Genomic DNA, 17,496 nt, shown 5'->3' on the forward strand with positions numbered 1-17,496 from the left:
CCATCCCCTTAATGAGCGTTCAAAAACGCCAACACCCGCTCGCTGAACGCGGCGCCGGCCTGGACGTTGGACAAGTGCGCGGCGTGGAACTCGGCGTATTCGGCGCCCGGCACGTGCTCTTGAATGAAGTGCCCACCGGACGGCGGTGTCACTGCGTCTTCGGTGCCGGCAATCACCAGCAGCGGCGCCTTGATCGACGACAACTGATCACGGAAATCGGCATCCCGCACCGCGGCGCAATTGGCTGCATAGCCTTCAGGCGACGTGGCGGCCAGCATGTCGGTGATTCGCTTGGCGGCAGCTGGATTGGCTTCGGCAAAGTCAGGGGTAAACCAGCGGGCAATCGAGGCATCGCGCAGCGCGACCATCGCGGCCGGACCGTCACGCAGCACCGTTTCAATGCGCGGGTTCCAGATCGACGGATCGCCGATTTTCGCCGCGGTGTTGCACACCACCAGTTTGTTCAGTCGATCACCGGCGTTGATTCCCAGCCACTGGCCGATCAAACCGCCCATGGACAAACCGCAGAAATGCGCACGCTCAATGTGCAAGGCATCCAGAAGCGCCAACACGTCATGGCCCAATTGCTCGATGCTGTACGGCCCCGGCGTCACCAGCGATTGACCGTGGCCACGGGTGTCGAAACGCAGCACCCGGAAGTGTTCAGTGAACGCAGCTATCTGCGCGTCCCACATGTGCAGGTCGGTGCCCAGCGAGTTGGATAGCACCAGTACCGGCGCATCTTCAGGCCCGCCTATTTGCGGCCCTTCAATTAGGTAGTGCAGTTCGCCCTCGGCGAGTTGTACAAAAGCCACAGCAATCTCCTTCAGGCAGTCAACGCAGAATGTTCAGCCACCGCCCGCTCGACCCAGGTCTGGGCCTGGCCGAGGTAATGGGCGGGGTCCAGCAAATGATCGAGTTCAGCCGCCGAAAGCTCGGCGGTCACTTGCGGCTCGTCGCCGAGAACAGCGCGCAGATGCCGCTGTTCAGCCACCGCACGTTTGCAGCAGAGCTCCAATAGATGATGCGCGGTGTCACGGCCGACCCGTTGGGCGAGGACGATGCTCACCGCTTCGGCCAGCACCAGGCCTTGGGTCAAATCGAGGTTGCGCGCCATGCGAGCCGCATCCACCTCCAGCCCCTGCGCCACCAGCAGGGCTTGCTTGAGGCTGCCGGACACCAGGCAGCAAATCTCTGGCAAGGTTTCCCATTCGGCATGCCACAGACCGAGGCTGCGCTCGTGCTCCTGCGGCATGGCGCTGAACAGCGTCGAGAGCAAACCGGGAACGCGCGTCGCCGCACCGATCAGCACCGCAGCACCCACCGGGTTGCGCTTGTGCGGCATGGTCGAAGAACCGCCCTTGCCCGGCGCCGACGGTTCGAACACTTCACCGGCTTCGGTCTGCATCAACAGGCTGATGTCACGGCCGAGTTTGCCGAGGCTGCCGGCGATCAATCCCAGCACCGAACCGAACTCCACCAGACGATCACGTTGGGTGTGCCAAGGCTGATCCGGCAAGGTCAGTTGCAACTCCCCGGCCAGCGCTTCGGCAATCGGCATCGCTTGCGCGCCGAGGGCGGCCAGGGTTCCGGAGGCACCGCCGAATTGCAGCACCAGCAGACGCGGTTTGAGCTCTTGTAAACGCTGGCGGCTGCGGGTGACTGCGCCCAGCCACCCGGCGATTTTCATGCCGAGGGTGACCGGTGTGGCGTGTTGCAACCAGGTGCGCCCGGCCAGCGGCGTGGCGACATAACGCTTGGCTTGAGTGGCGAGGGTGTCGCCCAGTTGCGCGAGATCGCTTTCGATCAAGGCCAGTGCCTGACGCAGTTGCAACACCAGACCGGTGTCCATCACATCCTGACTGGTCGCGCCCAAATGCACATAGCGCTCGGCTTCGGCATCATTGGCCGCGATCTGCTTGCCCAATGCCTTGACCAATGGAATGGCTGAATTGCCCGCCGTGGCAATCGCCTCACCGAGGGCAGCGAAATCGTAATGCCCGGCCTGACACGCCGCTTCAATGGGCGCGACAGCGGTTTGCGGAATCAGCCCGACACGCGCCTCGGCCCGGGCCAGCGCCGATTCGAAGTCGAGCATGGCCTGCACGCGGCCCTGATCGCAGAACACTTCACGCATATCGCGGGCAGTGAAATAGGCATCGAACAATTGATTGCCCGGTCGATCGTTCATAAACAGTCCTTGAAGGCGCGGGCCGCTCAGGCCCGCGCGGAAAGATCAAAGGTCGTGGTGCAAATACTTAGCCTGCTTGGGCAGACGCAGACTGAACAGGAACGCCACCGCCATCATCACCGTAACGTACCAGTAGAAGGAGTTTTCCATGCCCACGGCTTTCAGACTCAGGGCCACGTATTCCGCCGAACCACCGAAGATCGCATTGGCCACCGCGTAGGCAAGACCAACGCCGAGGGCGCGCACTTCCGGAGGGAACATCTCGGCTTTCACCAAACCACTGATCGAGGTGTAGAAACTCACGATCGCCAGCGCCACGGTAATCAGCACAAAGGCCAGGAACGGACTGCTGACGCTTTTCAGGCTCAACAGAATCGGCACGGTGCACAACGTCCCGAGGGCGCCGAACCAGAGCATCGAGTTCCGGCGGCCGATCTTGTCGGCGAGCATGCCGAACAACGGTTGCATGCACATATAAAGGAACAGCGCGCCGGTCATGATGTAGCTGGCGGTCTTGGCCTGCATGCCGGCGGTGTTCACCAGGTATTTCTGCATGTACGTGGTGAAGGTGTAGAAAATCAGCGAGCCACCGGCGGTGTAACCGAGCACGGTGATGAACGCGGCTTTATGGTCGCGGAACAGTGCTGCGATACTGCCGGCGTCCTTGTTTTCGCGCATTTCCTTGCTGCTGGTTTCTTTCAGCGAACGGCGCAGGAACAGCGAAATCAGCGCGGCCGCCGCACCGACCACAAACGGAATCCGCCAGCCGTAGGCACGCAGCTCATCTTCACTGAGGAACTGTTGCAGGATCACCACCAGTGACACCGCCAGCAATTGTCCGCCAATCAGCGTCACGTACTGGAACGAAGCGAAGAAACCGCGCTGGCCCTTGAGCGCCACTTCACTCATGTAGGTGGCGGTGGTGCCGTACTCGCCGCCCACCGACAACCCTTGAATCAAACGCGCGAACAGCAACAGCAACGGCGCCCAGACACCGATGTCCTTGTAGGTCGGCAGGAACGCGATCAGCAACGAACCGAAGCACATCATCAGAATCGAGATCATCATCGAGTTCTTGCGCCCGTGCTTGTCCGCCACCCGACCGAAAATCCAGCCGCCAATGGGGCGCATCAGGAACCCGGCGGCGAACACGCCAGCGGTGTTGACCAACTGCACCGTGGGGTTGTCGGAGGGGAAAAAGGCCGGGGCGAAATAGATCGCGCAAAAGGCGTAGACGTAGAAGTCGAACCATTCCACGAGGTTGCCGGACGAGGCGCCGACAATGGCGAAGATACGCTTGCTGCGCTCTTCGCCGGTGTAGTGTTCTGTTGAAGCAGCGGTCGTTGTCATTGTTTTTCACTCAATGGGGACAGTGAGAGTCTAGACACACTTCGCAACAGTCCTGTTCCCCAGATGCATTACCAACGCAGATCCCCCTGTTGGAGATGATCCCTTGTGGGAGCGGGCTTGCTCGCGAAAGCGGCGTGTCAGTCGATGTAAACGTTGCCTGACACACCGCTTTCGCGAGCAAGCCCGCTCCCACATGGGATTGGCGTTGTTCATTCAATAATCGAAGAACACCGTCTCGGCATCAGTGCCTTGCAGAATCACATTCCACTGGTAAACACCCGACGCATCCTGCTTCGCCAGCAACGTGCTGCGACGCTCGGCCGGTACGCACTCCAGCAGTGGATCCGACACATTCGCCGCTTCACCGTCAAAGTAAATCCGCGTCAGCAAATGCTTCACCAACCCGCGCGCAAACACCAGCACCACCAAATGCGGCGCCTGGGTCGAGCCTTTCAGGCCTTCGACCGTGCCCGGCTTGATGGTGGTGAAACGAAAGCGCCCTTGCGCATCCACCGGCACCCGGCCAAAGCCTTCGAAGTTCGGGTCCAGCGGTTTGTCCTGATCGTCTTCCGGGTGGTCGTACTTGCCGGCGGCGTTGGCTTGCCAGACTTCCAGCATCGCGTCGTTGACGACATCGCCGTTGCCGTCGATGACTTGCCCGGTGATCGCCACGCGTTCGCCAAGGGTTTGCGCAACGGTCAGGTCTTCGCGGTTCAGCCAGGTCAGGCCGATGTGGTAATACGGCCCGACGGTGTGGGATGTGGTCGCGTTCAGCGTCATCTTATTTCTCCATCGGCGTGGCGTCGCGGCCGCGCAAGACGATGTCCCAGCGATAACCGAGGGCATAGGAAGGGACTGTTTTTTCCAGATCAAACGTGGCGATCAAGCGCTCTTTGGCGCGGGTGTCGGGCACGCAGTTGTAGATCGGGTCATAAGCCAGCAGCGGATCGCCGGGGAAATACATCTGCGTGACCAGCCGCGTCAGAATGCTTGGCCCGAACAGCGAGAAATGGATGTGCGCCGGGCGCCACGCGTTGTGGTGGTTGCCCCATGGGTAGGCGCCGGGCTTGATGGTCTGGAATTGATACCAGCCATCGGCATCGGTCACGGTGCGGCCGGTGCCGGTGAAGTTCGGGTCCAGCGGCGCATCGTGCAGGTCGCGGGCATGGTTGTAGCGGCCGGCGGCGTTGGCCTGCCAGATCTCCACCAGAATCCCCGGCACCGGCAGACCGTTTTCATCCAGCACGCGGCCGTGAATGATGATGCGCTCACCCAGTGGCTCGCCCTTGTGCTGAACGGTCAGGTCGTTGTCCTTCTCGTTGACGCGTTCGGCGCCGATGGTCGGGCCGGTGATTTCCGACAGCGAGTGCGGCAGAAACACCAACGGTTTGGACGGCGAGCGAAGGTTGGTGGATTGATACGTCGGGTGCAGGTATTCCGGCTGAGTGCCTTCCTGCGGACGACGGTAACCAGGCTTGTCAGTCATTGCGCTTTCCTCTGTTCTTATTTGTCGACGCGGCGTGTCAGACGCGTTCGATCGCCAGCGCCAGACCTTGGCCGACACCGACACACATGGTCGCCAGGCCTTTCTTGCCGCCGGTTTTTTCCAATTGATGCAACGCGGTCAGGACCAGGCGCGCACCGCTCATGCCCAGCGGATGGCCCAAGGCAATGGCGCCACCGTTCGGGTTGACCTGGGCCGCGTCGTCGGCAATGCCCAGTTCGCGCAGCACCGCCAGGCCTTGACTGGCGAAGGCTTCGTTGAGTTCGATCACGTCGAAATCGCTGACCGCCACGCCTAGACGCTCGGTCAGTTTGCGCACCGCCGGGACCGGGCCGATGCCCATCACCCGTGGAGCGACACCAGCGCTCGCCATGCCCAGCACTTTAGCGCGGGCAGTGAGGCCGTGTTTTTTCACCGCTTCGGCCGAGGCCAGAATCAACGCTGCCGCACCGTCGTTGACGCCCGAAGCATTGCCGGCGGTGACGGTTTTGTCGGGGCCATTGATCGGTTTGAGTTTGGCCAGCATTTCCAGAGTGGTGTCGGCGCGCGGATGCTCATCCTGCGTCACGACCGTTTCACCCTTCTTGTGGGCAATCCGCACTTCGACGATTTCTTCAGCGAAAAATCCGGCGGCCTGCGCGGCGGCTGTGCGCTGCTGGCTGCGCAGCGCGAACGCGTCCTGATCCTCGCGGGACACTTCGTAATCGTCGGCGACGTTGTCGGCGGTCTGCGGCATCGCATCCACACCGTATTGCGCTTTCATCAACGGGTTGATGAAACGCCAGCCGATGGTGGTGTCTTCCAGCTTCATGTTGCGCGAGAACGCCGCGTCAGCCTTGCCCATTACGAACGGTGCGCGGGACATCGACTCGACGCCGCCGGCAATCGCCAACTCCATTTCACCGCTGGCGATGGCGCGGAACGCCGTGCCGATGGCGTCCATGCCCGACGCGCACAGGCGATTGAGCGTGACACCGGGAATACTTTCCGGCAGCCCGGCCAGCAGCAATGCCATGCGCGCCACGTTACGGTTGTCTTCGCCGGCCTGGTTGGCGCAGCCGAGGAACACCTCGTCCACCGCCGTCCAGTCCACCGACGGGTTGCGTTCCATCAGCGCCTTGATCGGCACAGCGGCCAAGTCGTCCGCACGAACGGCGGACAGACCGCCGCCGAAACGGCCGATGGGGGTGCGAATGGCGTCGCAGATATAAACGTCACGCATCAGGCTTCTCCGGGTGCTTGGCCGTGGGCGGCGGCGGTGCGGGCTTCGAGGTCGCGCAGTGCGGTCAGTTCGACGTCGGTGGGCTCGGCGGTGTTTTCAACCGTGTCAGCGAAACGAATCGGCCAACCGGTGGCGGCGACCACTTGCTCACGGGTCACACCCGGGTGCAGCGCGGTGACCACAAATTCATGGGTGCCGGCTTCCGGTTCCATGATGCACAAGTCGGTAATGATGCCGACTGGCCCTGCGCCCGGCAGACCAAGACGCTTACGCGAATCACCGCCCTCGCCATGGCCGACCGAGGTAATGAAGTCGAGTTTGTCGACAAACGAACGCGCCGACTGCTTGAGGATGATCAACACACTTTTGGCCGAACCGGCAATTTCCGGCGCGCCACCGGCACCCGGCAGGCGGACCTTCGGCGAGAAGTAGTCGCCGACCACGGTGGTGTTGATGTTGCCGAAACGGTCGACTTGCGCAGCGCCGAGGAAACCGACGTCGATGCGCCCGCCCTGCAACCAATAGCGAAAAATCTCACCCGTCGGGACCACGGTGTCGGCGGTTTCCGCCAGCTCACCGTCACCAATCGACAGCGGCAGTACGCTTGGCTTGGCGCCAATCGGACCCGATTCGTAGATCAGGACGACGTCTGGCGAAGAAGTAAGTCGCGCCAGGTTGGCCGCTTTCGACGGCAGGCCGATGCCGACGAAGCACACCGAACCGTTCTTCAAACGGCGAGCGGCGGCGACGGTCATCATTTCATTGGTGGTGTAAGTCATTACTTGGCCTCCGAAGCAGCGGCCAGCTTGGCCTGGAACTCGCTGAAGTCAGCGCAGCCGTGGATGTATTCGTTGATCCACGCGGTGAAGGTTTCACGGTCGCGGGCAATCGGGTCCCAGGCTTGGTAGAAGCGGTTGTCACGCTCGTTGTAACCGTGGGCGTAGGACGGATGCGCGCCGCCAGGGACGTGACAAACCGCGCTCAAGGCCCAGGTCGGTAGGACGCAGGAGTTCATTGGTGCATTGAGGTCGTCAACGATTTCTTCGACGGTAACGATGCAACGCTTGGCGGCCAGTGCGGCTTCTTTCTGCACACCAAGAATGCCCCACAGCAGCACGTTGCCTTTGCGGTCGGCCTTCTGCGCGTGAATCACGGTGATATCCGGACGCACCGACGGCACGGCCGCCAACACTTCACCGGTGAACGGGCAGGTGACGGTTTTGATCAGTGGATTGACTTTCGGCAGGTCGGAACCGGCGTAGGCCCGCAGCACCGCGAACGGTAGGCCGGAGGCGCCGGCGACGTAGGCATTGGCCAGGTCGGCGTGGCTGTGCTCTTCGATCTCCAGTGGATGCGGCCACTGCTTCTCAACGGCATCACGCAGACGGTGCAGCGAACCTACACCCGGGTTGCCACCCCAAGAGAAAATCAATTTGCGAGCACAACCGGCGCCGATCAACTGGTCGTAGATCAGGTCCGGGGTCATGCGCACCAGCGTCAGGTCTTTCTTGCCCTGACGAATAATTTCATGACCCGCCGCCGTAGGGATCAGATGGGTAAAGCCTTCGAGCGCGACCGTATCGCCGTCGTTTACGAATTGCTTCACCGCGTCGTGCAGCGAAAGGATTTCAGCCATGGGGCAGGCTCCCGTTTTGTTATCAACCGACAGTGGATGAAAAAGGCGCGATGCGCAGCGCCGGAATGACTGAAGGTTAAGCCTGTGCAAAACACCAAACAATCCGATAATCGACTATGTGTTCGTTTATCGAACAGATTGTTGGCTGCTTATTGAAGATCAAAAGCTTCGCGAGCAAGCCCGCTCCCACAGTTGACCGCGTTCTAATGTGGGAGCGGGCTTGCTCGCGAAGGGGCCTTCAAAACCACTCGATATTCCGGATCATGCTGTCAGGTCGCATCCGCATGACTGACCATGCCCTTGATCACCACCGCCGTAGTCGCCAACGCCGCCGGAATCACCAGCGCCGTCAGCACTTGCTCAAAATTCCAGCCCAACCCGAGCAACGTCGCGCCCATCCACGCCCCGAGAATCGCGCCAAACCGGCCAATCCCGAGCATCCACGACACCCCGGTCGCCCGCCCTTGTGTCGGATAAAACCGCGCCGCCAAGGAAGGCATCGCCGATTGCGCACCGTTGACGCACATCCCCGCTACCAGCACCAACGTCGCCAACAGCGTGATGTTGCCCAGGCTCTGCCCCACCGCGTAGGCAAACACCCCGGCCAGCAGGTAGAAAATACCGATGACCTTGTGCGGATTGAACCGGTCCATCGCCCAGCCTACACCCACCGCACTCAGCACCCCGCCAAACTGGAACAGCGCGCCAATGAACGCGGCCTGCTCCATGCTCGCGCCACTGTCGCGCATCAGTGTCGGCAGCCAACTGGTCAGCAGGTACACGATCACCAGGCCCATGAAATAGGTCAGCCACAGCAGCAAGGTGCCGGTGCTGTAGGTGCCGGAGAAGATCACCGCGAACACGTTACGCGCCTTCACGGTTTTCTGTTCCGGCACGCTGAAGCTTGAGGCTTGGGCGACGACGGTCGGGTCGATGGGCGCCAGAGTCTTGCGTACTTTGTCGGTGCCGCGGTTGCGGACTACAAGGTAACGCGCCGATTCCGGCAGCCAGAACAGCAGCACGACGGTGAGGATCAGCGGCAGAATCCCGCCGATCAACAGCAAACTGTGCCAACCAAACGCCGGGATCAGCTTGGCCGAGATAAACCCGCCGCCGGCCATGCCGAGGTTGAAGCCGCAGAACATGCTGGTCACCAGCAAGGACTTCTTGCGTTCCGGGGTGTACTCCGACAGCAGCGTGGTGGCATTCGGCATGCCGGCGCCAAGGCCCAGGCCGGTGAGAAAACGCAGCACCAACAATTGATCGACATTGGAGCTGTAGGCCGACGCCAGACTGAATGCACCAAACAAAAACACCGCGCCAACCAGTACGACTTTTCGCCCGAAGCGGTCAGCCAACGGGCCGGAACCCAGTGCGCCGAAGACCATGCCGATCAGCGCAGCACTCATGACCGGGCCGAGACTGGCGCGGTCGATCCCCCAATCCTGCGACAACGCAGGCGCGATAAAACCCATGGCCGCGGTGTCGAGGCCATCGAGGAAGACAATCAGGAAACACAGGATCACCACTCGCCACTGATAGCGCGAAATGGGTTGAGCATTGATGAAGGACTGCACGTCGAGGCAGTTACCTACAGCAGACTGGGGCTGGTTCATTATTTTTATTCCACGCAAGAACGCAGTCGGACAGGTGCCAGCCTGAGCTGGCGCTGCCGCGACAGTAATGATCCAAGGGAAAGAGCGTCAATTCGATAAACGCAAGTCTGTGCGTTTATCGAACAGCTTAGACAGAAGCTCAGGCGAAGAGCTGTGCGCTGAGGTCGCGGCTGGCGCTGAGCAGTCCGGGCAGGAAGCGTTGCTCCAGTTCGTTGCGACTGACACGGCCGGCGTGGGTGCTGACGTTCAAGGCGGCCACCACCTGGCCGGACGCGTCGTACACCGGCACGGCAATCGAACGCAGGCCCTGTTCCAGTTCCTGATCGACGATGCACCAGCCTTGTTGCCGTACTTCTTGCAGGCATTCGAGCAACGCCTCGGGCGTGTGCAGGGTGCGGCTGGTCTTGGCTTGCAGCTCTGCGTGATCGAGGTATTCTCGCAGCGAAGTGTCGTCCAGCGCGGCGAGAAGAATCCGCCCCATCGAAGTGCAATACGCCGGCAAGCGGCCGCCCACTGAAAGATCGACCGAAATCAGACGCTGCGTGGTCGCCGAGCGCGCGATGTACAAAATGTCATCGCCTTCCAGCGTGGCCATGTTGCACGCCTCATGAAGTTGCTCGCTCATACGGTCCAGGTACGGCTGGGCCGACACTGCCAGCGGCGTCGAAGACAAATAGGCATGGCCCAGGGTCAACACCTTGGGCAGCAGCGAATAGGTGCGGCCGTCGGTGGTGGCGTAGCCGAGTTTGATCAAGGTGTGCAGGCAACGGCGCACGGCGGCGCGGGGAATTTCCGTGCGGTGGCTGATCTGGGCGATCGTCAGGTGACGCTTGCGCTCTTGAAACGCTTGCACCACCGCCAGGCCACGCGCCAGGGAGGTCATGAAGTCAGGGTCGCCGGTCAGGGCCTGGATTCGCTTCGCGGGTGAGGCGACGATCGGCGGCGCCACTGAAGTGAAAGAGTTGCGCATTTGATCGTTCATGACAGGACCTTTCCGAGGCGGATCAGCGGCTATTACACGCGGCCCCTGCTCCTGCACACAAGACCGGGACCGCCAAGATTGGGCGATTATCGGACGACAGGCCGATAATCGCAATCGATGCCATACAGAGCCTGATGCGACTCACGCCATTAACTACCGGTTTTTATTTTTGTCTGATCGACTTCTTAAAGGTCGATGTAACGGGTTTAAGTTGTTCACCTTAATGGCGCCAGAAAGACATCGCTGCACAATGACATCATCGGCATCCTAGTTGCCGTTAACACTTGTCAGTAACAAAACAATCACACATGACGAACTACTTTTAACGCCTCGGTGATAGTGTTCTTCGAATCGACCGCTATAATGCAATCCAGTGGCGAAACGGTTTTTTATCCACCGACTCTGTCACCCGGCAGCGCGATGTCCCATTGTCGTTGCCCGCAGCAAGCGCTTGACGTTCATTTTATATGCTCCGCCAATGCGCTCGCTGAAACAGGAACCTGATGCTGCGTCAGCTGTTTTTCTCTGGTGTCGTGGCCGCCTGCAACATGGAAGTATTGTTCACATGCCGTCAAAAGGTTGCCTTCTCAGGCATTTCCCTTTCTACGAGCGTGGTCAATCGACTCGATGCAGCGCGTTTCACCGGAAATTATCCCAACTCATACAGGTAGCACTGTGACGAAAGACGAACTGCGCGCGGAACTTGAGCGCCAGGAACAACGTTACAAGGAAGTTTACGGCGGGGAAGTCACCACCTACGCCGCCCAGCCCGAACCGGAACGTAAACCCTGGCGTAAACGCGCCACCGTTCAGGACCAGGCGTTCACCCAAGAACTGCAGAAGATGGAAAAGGAACTCAAAGCCGAAGAGCCTTGACCGCCTCGGCCTGAATTCTTTCAGGGGTCTGCGTCGGCTCCCGCTAAAAAGCGTGTGGCATCGATCAAGCCTTTCGTGCCCGCTACAAGCGGGCAGCGGCCACCTCACCCCTCGGATGAGGCAAATGGCTCGTTTCTGACCCTCTTCTCAGATATTTCACACAAGCGTTCAAGCCTCTCGAGTGCACGAGAGAAACCCTTGCGCCTGCGGTATTTTCAAGATAATTCAACGACTTACAAAACCCGGTAAAACGCTGGGAGATTGGCGTCCCTTGCCAATTAATTCGTTGAAGAATGTTACCGATGAGCAGCAAGTGCATTGATTAGCAGTCTTTTCTGGCATAATCGCGCCCCCTTACGACCGGGTCAGAAAACCTTCATGATCGATTTATTCAGCGGACTGGATGCTTGGGTGCTTGTGAGCCTCTTGCTCGCCCTGGCCTTTGTCCTCGCCTTCGAGTTCATCAACGGCTTTCATGACACCGCAAACGCGGTGGCCACTGTTATCTACACCAAAGCCATGCCGCCCCATCTGGCGGTGTTCTTTTCCGGGGTGTTCAACTTCCTCGGCGTGCTGCTGGGCGGTGTTGGCGTGGCGTATGCCATCGTCCACCTGCTGCCGGTAGAACTGCTGATCAATGTGAACACCGGTCACGGACTGGCCATGGTGTTCTCGCTGCTCGCTGCCGCCATCACCTGGAACCTGGGCACCTGGTACTTCGGTATCCCGGCCTCCAGCTCCCACACCCTGATCGGTTCGATCCTCGGTGTCGGCCTGGCCAACGCCTTGATCAACGACATTCCGTTGGCCGATGGCGTGAACTGGCAGAAGGCGATCGACATCGGTGCCTCCCTGGTGTTCTCGCCAATGGCCGGCTTCCTCGTCGCGGCACTGGTGTTGATCGGCCTTAAATGGTGGCGTCCACTGTCGAAGATGCACAAGACACCGGATCAGCGTCGCAAGCTCGATGACAAGAAGCACCCACCGTTCTGGAACCGTCTGGTCCTGGTGATCTCGGCCATGGCCGTGAGCTTCGTGCACGGCTCCAACGATGGCCAGAAAGGTATCGGCCTGATCATGCTGGTGCTGATCGGTATCGTGCCGGCGCAGTTCGTCCTCGACCTGGGCAGTACGACGTACCAGATCGAACGGACCCGCGATGCGACCCTGCACCTGAGCCAGTTCTACAAGCGCAACGCCGACACTCTGGGTGAATACCTGGCACTGGGCAAAAGCATCGAAGGTGATCTGCCGGAGAAATTCCGTTGCAACCCGCAACAGACCGAACCGACCATCACTGCCCTGCTCGGCACGCTTAAAGGTGTATCGGACTACCACTCGTTGTCGTCGGAAAGCCGCATCGAAGTGCGTCGCTACCTGCTCTGCCTGGATGACACGGCGAAGAAAGTCGGCAAGTTGCCTAGCCTCAATGCCCGTGAAAAGGCTGACCTGGACAAACTGCGCAAAGACCTGACCACCACCACCGAATACGCGCCGTTCTGGGTGATTCTGGCGGTCGCACTGGCACTGGGCCTGGGCACCATGGTGGGCTGGAAACGCGTGGTACTGACCATCGGCGAGAAGATCGGCAAGCAAGGCATGACTTACGCCCAAGGCATGTCGGCGCAGATCACGACTGCGTGCATGATCGGCTTGGCCAACATCTTCAGCCTGCCGGTCTCCACCACCCACGTGCTGTCCTCGGGCGTGGCCGGGACCATGGTCGCGAACAAAAGCGGTCTGCAAGGCGGCACGGTGAAAACCATCCTGCTGGCCTGGATCCTGACCCTGCCTGCGACGGTGGGCCTGTCGGCCGGCCTGTTCTGGCTGGCGTCGAAGGCGCTGGGTAGCTGATACATCGCTGCTCAATAAAAAGGCGCGTTCCGTGAGGTTCGCGCCTTTTTTGCATCTGCAATCGATCAATCACTACAAATCCCCTGTGGGAGCGGGCTTGCTCGCGAAGAGGCCATAACATTCAACATCCTTGTTGGCGCTCAGTCCGCCTTCGCGAGCAAGCCCGCTCCCACATTTAATCTCTGTTTACCCATAAGAATTGCAGGCAAAAAAAAGGCAACCGAAGTTGCCCAAAATGCCTTGCGTGCTCATTACATCCAGAAAGAACTACGGTTTGCGCTTGTGCGAATCCTTCCAGATAAAAAATCCAAACCCTGCGAAAAACATAACCATGAGGCCGACAGTCAGCACTCCGGCGATCACCACGTTGTCGAAAAACATGACTGGCCTCCTGGGCTTGCCCTGTTGCGATAGGGCTAAGTTAACCAAACAGGCAGAAGAGAAAATTGACCTGGATCAATGTCGCCCGAGACCGGGCGTAAAGGCGGGGTAATAACTGACCTGCATCAAAAGATGCAGGAGGTTTCAACGCTTTTTCGGTTTGTTCTTCGGTTTCTTCTTGGCTTTGCCCAAAGGCATTGCCTGCTCAAACGCCTGACGAACTTCGTTCAAACGTTTTTCATTAAGGTCGTGAACCCGCTTGGCGCGTTCAGAGTTGAGATCAATCAGCTTATCGTCTTGGCTCATGGTGCTCAGGGCATCGTTTGACAGGTATATCGCAATAATGCGGTCTGACCCGCCACAACTCAAATTTGAATATCAACCCACAAACCCTGACGCGGCTGATCTTCCATCAGCGGCGCCACCGGCACGGTGTTATCGGCATTCAGTTCGTCACCGGGAATGGCCAGGTGCTCCTCAGGGTCTTCATCGGCCTCGCGGCGGCGACGCTCGCGCTCGAGCTTGCGGCGTTGTTCCTCGCGCAGCTGAAAAGCCGCTTCTTCGGGATCGCGCTGCTGCAGGTCGATCGTGCTTTCGTTCGAGCTTTCCTGCACCGGCACCACCGGCGGAATATCCGGGCGCTGGCGAATCGGGTCGTGCTGTGAGGTGATCGGCACGGCACTCAAGGGGAGCATCGGTAGCAGCATAATTTTTAGTCTCCTGTCAGCAGGCTGTCGGCTGCGGGGATGACGACTTTAGCCATCGGTCGCAAACTGTGACCCGTTTGGCACGATTAGGTGCCCTGTCCGGCAAGCGCGACCTCATTGGGCTAACGTAAGACTGCGAGTTTTTATGAGAGTCCTTTGGCCCTGAGGGCCTCCTTCCGTTAAGATAGCCCGCTTTTTCAAGGTGGGAGTCAGGCAGCATGGCGCAGCAGTATCAACCGGGGCAACGCTGGATCAGTGACAGCGAAGCCGAGCTGGGTTTAGGCACCGTTCTGGCACAGGACGGCCGCTTGTTGACCGTGCTCTACCCGGCCACTGGCGAGACTCGCCAGTACGCGCTACGGAATGCGCCCCTCACCCGCGTGCGGTTTTCGCCCGGTGACTCGATCACTCACTTCGAAGGCTGGAAGCTGACGGTCCAGGAAGTCGACGACGTCGATGGCCTGTTGGTCTACCACGGTCTCAACGCGCAGAACGAAAGCGTGACGCTGCCGGAAACCCAACTGTCGAACTTCATTCAGTTCCGTCTAGCCAGCGACCGTTTGTTCGCCGGGCAGATCGACCCACTGGCCTGGTTCTCCCTGCGTTACAACACCCTGGAACACACCAGCCTCCAGTTGCAGTCCGCGCTGTGGGGCCTCGGTGGCGTGCGTGCACAACCGATCGCGCACCAACTGCACATCGCCCGCGAAGTCGCCGACCGCATTGCGCCGCGTGTTCTGCTGGCCGACGAAGTCGGCCTGGGTAAAACCATCGAAGCCGGTCTGGTGATCCATCGCCAACTGCTCTCGGGCCGCGCCAACCGCGTGCTGATCCTGGTTCCCGAGAACCTGCAGCACCAGTGGCTGGTCGAGATGCGCCGTCGCTTCAACCTGCAAGTCGCATTGTTCGACGAAGAGCGCTTCATCGAAAGCGATGCCACCAACCCCTTCGAAGACACCCAGCTCGCGCTGGTTGCGCTGGAGTGGCTGGTCGAAGACGAGAAAGCCCAGGACGCACTGTTTGCCGCCGGTTGGGACCTGATGGTCGTCGACGAAGCCCACCACTTGGTGTGGCATGAAGACAAGGCCAGCGCGGAATACACCCTGGTTGAACAACTCGCCGAGACTATTCCCGGCGTGCTGCTGCTGACCGCGACCCCGGAACAACTGGGCCAGGACAGCCACTTCGCTCGTCTGCGCCTGCTCGACCCGAACCGTTTCCATGACCTGGCCGCCTTCCGCGCCGAGAGCGAAAACTATCGCCCGGTGGCTGAAGCCGTTCAGGAGCTGCTGGACAAGGGGCGCCTGTCGCCGGAAGCACACAAGACCATTCACGGTTTCCTCGGCAACGAAGGCGAAGCCTTGCTGACCGCCGTGAACGATGGCGACACAGAAGCCAGCGCGCGCCTCGTGCGTGAACTGCTGGATCGCCACGGCACCGGCCGCGTGCTGTTCCGTAATACCCGCGCCGCCGTGCAGGGTTTCCCGGAGCGCAAACTGCATCCGTACCCGTTGCCATGCCCCGACGAATACCTCGAACTGCCATTGGGTGATCACGCCGAGCTGTACCCGGAAGTCAGCTTCCAGGCTCAGCCGGACGCAAACGAAGAAGAACGCTGGTGGAAATTCGACCCGCGCGTCGAGTGGCTGATCGACACCCTGAAGATGCTCAAGCGCACCAAAGTGCTGGTGATCTGCGCCCACGCGGAAACCGCCATGGACCTGGAAGACGCCCTGCGCGTGCGTTCCGGCATCCCTGCCACGGTGTTCCACGAAGGCATGAACATCCTCGAACGTGACCGCGCCGCTGCTTACTTCGCCGACGAAGAATTCGGTGCACAAGTGCTGATCTGCTCGGAAATCGGCAGTGAAGGTCGCAACTTCCAGTTCTCGCACCACCTGGTGCTGTTCGATCTGCCGGCACACCCGGACCTGCTGGAGCAGCGTATCGGTCGTCTGGACCGGATCGGCCAGAAGCACATCATCGAGCTGCACGTGCCGTACCTGGAAACCAGCCCGCAAGAGCGTCTGTTCCAGTGGTACCACGAAGCGCTGAACGCGTTCCTCAACACCTGCCCGACCGGCAACGCCTTGCAGCATCAGTTTGGCCCGCGCCTGCTGCCGCTGCTGGAAGAGGCCGACGACGGCGAGTGGCAAGCGCTGATCGACGAAGCCCGCACCGAGCGTGAGCGTCTGGAAGCCGACTTGCACACCGGCCGTGACCGCTTGCTGGAACTCAATTCCGGCGGCGCTGGCGAAGGCGATGCGCTGGTCGAAGACATTCTTGAGCAGGACGATCAGTTCACCCTGCCGATCTACATGGAAACCCTGTTCGACGCCTTCGGTATCGACAGCGAAGACCATTCGGAAAACGCCCTGATCCTCAAGCCGAGCGAAAAAATGCTCGACGCCAGCTTCCCGCTGGGCGACGACGAAGGCGTGACCATCACCTACGACCGCAACCAGGCGCTGTCTCGCGAAGACATGCAGTTCATCACCTGGGAGCACCCGATGGTTCAGGGCGGCATGGACCTGGTCTTGTCCGGCTCGATGGGCAACACCGCCGTTGCGCTGATCAAGAACAAGGCGCTCAAGCCTGGCACCGTGTTGCTGGAACTGCTCTACGTCAGCGAAGTGGTGGCCCCGCGCTCACTTCAACTGGGCCGTTACCTGCCGCCGGCCGCCCTGCGCTGCCTGCTCGATGCCAACGGCAATGACCTGTCGGCCCGGGTGTCGTTCGAGACCTTGAACGATCAACTGGAAAGCGTCCCGCGTGCCAGCGCCAACAAGTTTATCCAGGCTCAGCGTGATCAGCTGACGCCACGGATCAACGCCGGCGAAGAGAAGATCCTGCCGCGTCATGCCGAGCGTGTGGCCGAGGCGCAGCGTCGTCTGGCAGCGGATACCGATGAAGAACTAGCGCGCCTGACAGCGTTGCAAGCCGTGAACCCGACCGTGCGCGACAGCGAACTGGTTGCCCTGCGTAAACAGCGCGAGCAAGGGTTGGCCATGCTTGAAAAGGCTGCGTTGCGGCTGGAAGCGATTCGGGTGTTGGTGGCGGGTTAAATCCCCTGCTCTACCCGGCGAAATAAAGAAGGCCCGCAGTGATGCGGGCCTTTTTTTTGGCTGCTGATGGTAATGGTGATGCAGAAGGCCTCTTCGCGAGCAAGCCCGCTCC

The 17,496-nt window shown here is 60.3% G+C and carries 16 protein-coding genes; 3 read left to right on the forward strand and 13 right to left on the reverse strand.

Features of this window, described 5'->3' with window-relative positions:
* Positions 1 to 8: 8 nt before the first annotated feature.
* The 10 genes from pcaD to pcaR all read right to left on the reverse strand — a co-directional run bounded on the left by pcaD (position 9) and on the right by pcaR (position 10,501).
* Positions 9 to 815: a 3-oxoadipate enol-lactonase gene (pcaD, locus tag EAH78_RS04505; RefSeq protein ID WP_140666158.1), complete on the reverse strand. Its 807-nt coding sequence runs from the start codon at positions 813 to 815 to the stop codon at positions 9 to 11.
* A gap of 11 nt (positions 816 to 826) precedes the next feature.
* Positions 827 to 2,191 carry a 3-carboxy-cis,cis-muconate cycloisomerase gene (locus EAH78_RS04510; protein ID WP_140666160.1) on the reverse strand — a complete coding sequence of 455 codons (1,365 nt, stop codon included), beginning with the start codon at positions 2,189 to 2,191 and terminating at the stop codon, positions 827 to 829.
* Positions 2,192 to 2,236: 45 nt separating this feature from the next.
* Positions 2,237 to 3,541 (reverse strand): MFS family transporter, encoded by a 1,305-nt coding sequence (locus EAH78_RS04515; RefSeq protein ID WP_140666162.1) that lies wholly within the window; start codon positions 3,539 to 3,541, stop codon positions 2,237 to 2,239.
* Between the two features lie 213 nt (positions 3,542 to 3,754).
* Complete coding sequence (pcaG, locus tag EAH78_RS04520) at positions 3,755 to 4,321, reverse strand: protocatechuate 3,4-dioxygenase subunit alpha (protein ID WP_140666164.1); 567 nt, start codon at positions 4,319 to 4,321, stop codon at positions 3,755 to 3,757.
* Between the two features lies 1 nt (position 4,322).
* Positions 4,323 to 5,027 carry a protocatechuate 3,4-dioxygenase subunit beta gene (gene pcaH, locus EAH78_RS04525; RefSeq protein ID WP_027925612.1) on the reverse strand — a complete coding sequence of 235 codons (705 nt, stop codon included), beginning with the start codon at positions 5,025 to 5,027 and terminating at the stop codon, positions 4,323 to 4,325.
* 37 nt (positions 5,028 to 5,064) lie between these two features.
* Complete coding sequence (pcaF, locus tag EAH78_RS04530) at positions 5,065 to 6,270, reverse strand: 3-oxoadipyl-CoA thiolase (RefSeq protein WP_193560068.1); 1,206 nt, start codon at positions 6,268 to 6,270, stop codon at positions 5,065 to 5,067.
* Complete coding sequence (locus EAH78_RS04535; protein WP_140666168.1) at positions 6,267 to 7,046, reverse strand: CoA-transferase subunit beta; 780 nt, start codon at positions 7,044 to 7,046, stop codon at positions 6,267 to 6,269. The genes pcaF and EAH78_RS04535 overlap by 4 nt, the downstream gene beginning before the upstream one ends.
* Positions 7,046 to 7,903 (reverse strand): CoA transferase subunit A, encoded by an 858-nt coding sequence (locus EAH78_RS04540; RefSeq protein WP_123507421.1) that lies wholly within the window; start codon positions 7,901 to 7,903, stop codon positions 7,046 to 7,048. The genes EAH78_RS04535 and EAH78_RS04540 overlap by 1 nt, the downstream gene beginning before the upstream one ends.
* Positions 7,904 to 8,172: 269 nt before the next feature.
* Positions 8,173 to 9,519, reverse strand: coding sequence for an MFS transporter (locus EAH78_RS04545; RefSeq protein ID WP_140666170.1), 1,347 nt, complete (start codon positions 9,517 to 9,519; stop codon positions 8,173 to 8,175).
* Positions 9,520 to 9,658: 139 nt separating this feature from the next.
* A complete protein-coding gene (pcaR, locus tag EAH78_RS04550; protein ID WP_027925617.1) occupies positions 9,659 to 10,501 on the reverse strand; it encodes a pca regulon transcriptional regulator PcaR in 843 nt (280 codons plus the stop codon).
* Between the two features lie 675 nt (positions 10,502 to 11,176).
* Here pcaR and EAH78_RS04555 point away from each other — a divergent pair.
* Together EAH78_RS04555 and EAH78_RS04560 are read left to right on the forward strand one after the other, a co-directional pair.
* Positions 11,177 to 11,377 carry a hypothetical protein gene (locus EAH78_RS04555; protein ID WP_007935837.1) on the forward strand — a complete coding sequence of 67 codons (201 nt, stop codon included), beginning with the start codon at positions 11,177 to 11,179 and terminating at the stop codon, positions 11,375 to 11,377.
* Between the two features lie 378 nt (positions 11,378 to 11,755).
* Complete coding sequence (locus EAH78_RS04560; protein WP_140666172.1) at positions 11,756 to 13,231, forward strand: inorganic phosphate transporter; 1,476 nt, start codon at positions 11,756 to 11,758, stop codon at positions 13,229 to 13,231.
* A 267-nt stretch (positions 13,232 to 13,498) separates the two neighbouring features.
* On the opposite strand, the gene ccoM is transcribed toward EAH78_RS04560, so the two are convergent.
* The 3 genes from ccoM to EAH78_RS04565 form a co-directional block, all read right to left on the reverse strand.
* The gene (gene ccoM, locus EAH78_RS33110; RefSeq protein ID WP_282381713.1) at positions 13,499 to 13,612 is read right to left on the reverse strand and encodes a cytochrome c oxidase subunit CcoM; all 114 of its coding nucleotides are present in this window, start codon (positions 13,610 to 13,612) and stop codon (positions 13,499 to 13,501) included.
* 144 nt (positions 13,613 to 13,756) lie between these two features.
* The gene (locus EAH78_RS32280) at positions 13,757 to 13,918 is read right to left on the reverse strand and encodes a hypothetical protein (protein ID WP_007935839.1); all 162 of its coding nucleotides are present in this window, start codon (positions 13,916 to 13,918) and stop codon (positions 13,757 to 13,759) included.
* 59 nt (positions 13,919 to 13,977) lie between these two features.
* Positions 13,978 to 14,319 carry a hypothetical protein gene (locus tag EAH78_RS04565; protein WP_027925620.1) on the reverse strand — a complete coding sequence of 114 codons (342 nt, stop codon included), beginning with the start codon at positions 14,317 to 14,319 and terminating at the stop codon, positions 13,978 to 13,980.
* Between the two features lie 218 nt (positions 14,320 to 14,537).
* Between EAH78_RS04565 and rapA the strand changes: the two genes are divergently transcribed.
* Complete coding sequence (gene rapA, locus EAH78_RS04570) at positions 14,538 to 17,384, forward strand: RNA polymerase-associated protein RapA (protein WP_140666175.1); 2,847 nt, start codon at positions 14,538 to 14,540, stop codon at positions 17,382 to 17,384.
* Positions 17,385 to 17,496 lie beyond the last annotated feature (112 nt).

The sequence above is a fragment of the Pseudomonas arsenicoxydans genome (assembly GCF_006438915.1).
GTDB classification, from domain to species: Bacteria; Pseudomonadota; Gammaproteobacteria; order Pseudomonadales; family Pseudomonadaceae; genus Aquipseudomonas; species Aquipseudomonas arsenicoxydans_A.

What these genes read in the sequence shown, in the direction of transcription:
- EAH78_RS04510 (WP_140666160.1), bottom strand. Translation starts at nt 2,191, where the DNA reads ATGAACGATCGACCGGGCAATCAATTGTTCGATGCCTATTTCACTGCC.
- EAH78_RS04515 (WP_140666162.1), bottom strand. Translation starts at nt 3,541, where the DNA reads ATGACAACGACCGCTGCTTCAACAGAACACTACACCGGCGAAGAGCGC.
- pcaG (WP_140666164.1), bottom strand. Translation starts at nt 4,321, where the DNA reads ATGACGCTGAACGCGACCACATCCCACACCGTCGGGCCGTATTACCAC.
- pcaH (WP_027925612.1), bottom strand. Translation starts at nt 5,027, where the DNA reads ATGACTGACAAGCCTGGTTACCGTCGTCCGCAGGAAGGCACTCAGCCG.
- EAH78_RS04535 (WP_140666168.1), bottom strand. Translation starts at nt 7,046, where the DNA reads ATGACTTACACCACCAATGAAATGATGACCGTCGCCGCCGCTCGCCGT.
- EAH78_RS04540 (WP_123507421.1), bottom strand. Translation starts at nt 7,903, where the DNA reads ATGGCTGAAATCCTTTCGCTGCACGACGCGGTGAAGCAATTCGTAAAC.
- EAH78_RS04545 (WP_140666170.1), bottom strand. Translation starts at nt 9,519, where the DNA reads ATGAACCAGCCCCAGTCTGCTGTAGGTAACTGCCTCGACGTGCAGTCC.
- pcaR (WP_027925617.1), bottom strand. Translation starts at nt 10,501, where the DNA reads ATGAACGATCAAATGCGCAACTCTTTCACTTCAGTGGCGCCGCCGATC.
- EAH78_RS04560 (WP_140666172.1), top strand. Translation starts at nt 11,756, where the DNA reads ATGATCGATTTATTCAGCGGACTGGATGCTTGGGTGCTTGTGAGCCTC.
- ccoM (WP_282381713.1), bottom strand. Translation starts at nt 13,612, where the DNA reads ATGTTTTTCGACAACGTGGTGATCGCCGGAGTGCTGACTGTCGGCCTC.
- EAH78_RS32280 (WP_007935839.1), bottom strand. Translation starts at nt 13,918, where the DNA reads ATGAGCCAAGACGATAAGCTGATTGATCTCAACTCTGAACGCGCCAAG.
- EAH78_RS04565 (WP_027925620.1), bottom strand. Translation starts at nt 14,319, where the DNA reads ATGCTGCTACCGATGCTCCCCTTGAGTGCCGTGCCGATCACCTCACAG.
- rapA (WP_140666175.1), top strand. Translation starts at nt 14,538, where the DNA reads ATGGCGCAGCAGTATCAACCGGGGCAACGCTGGATCAGTGACAGCGAA.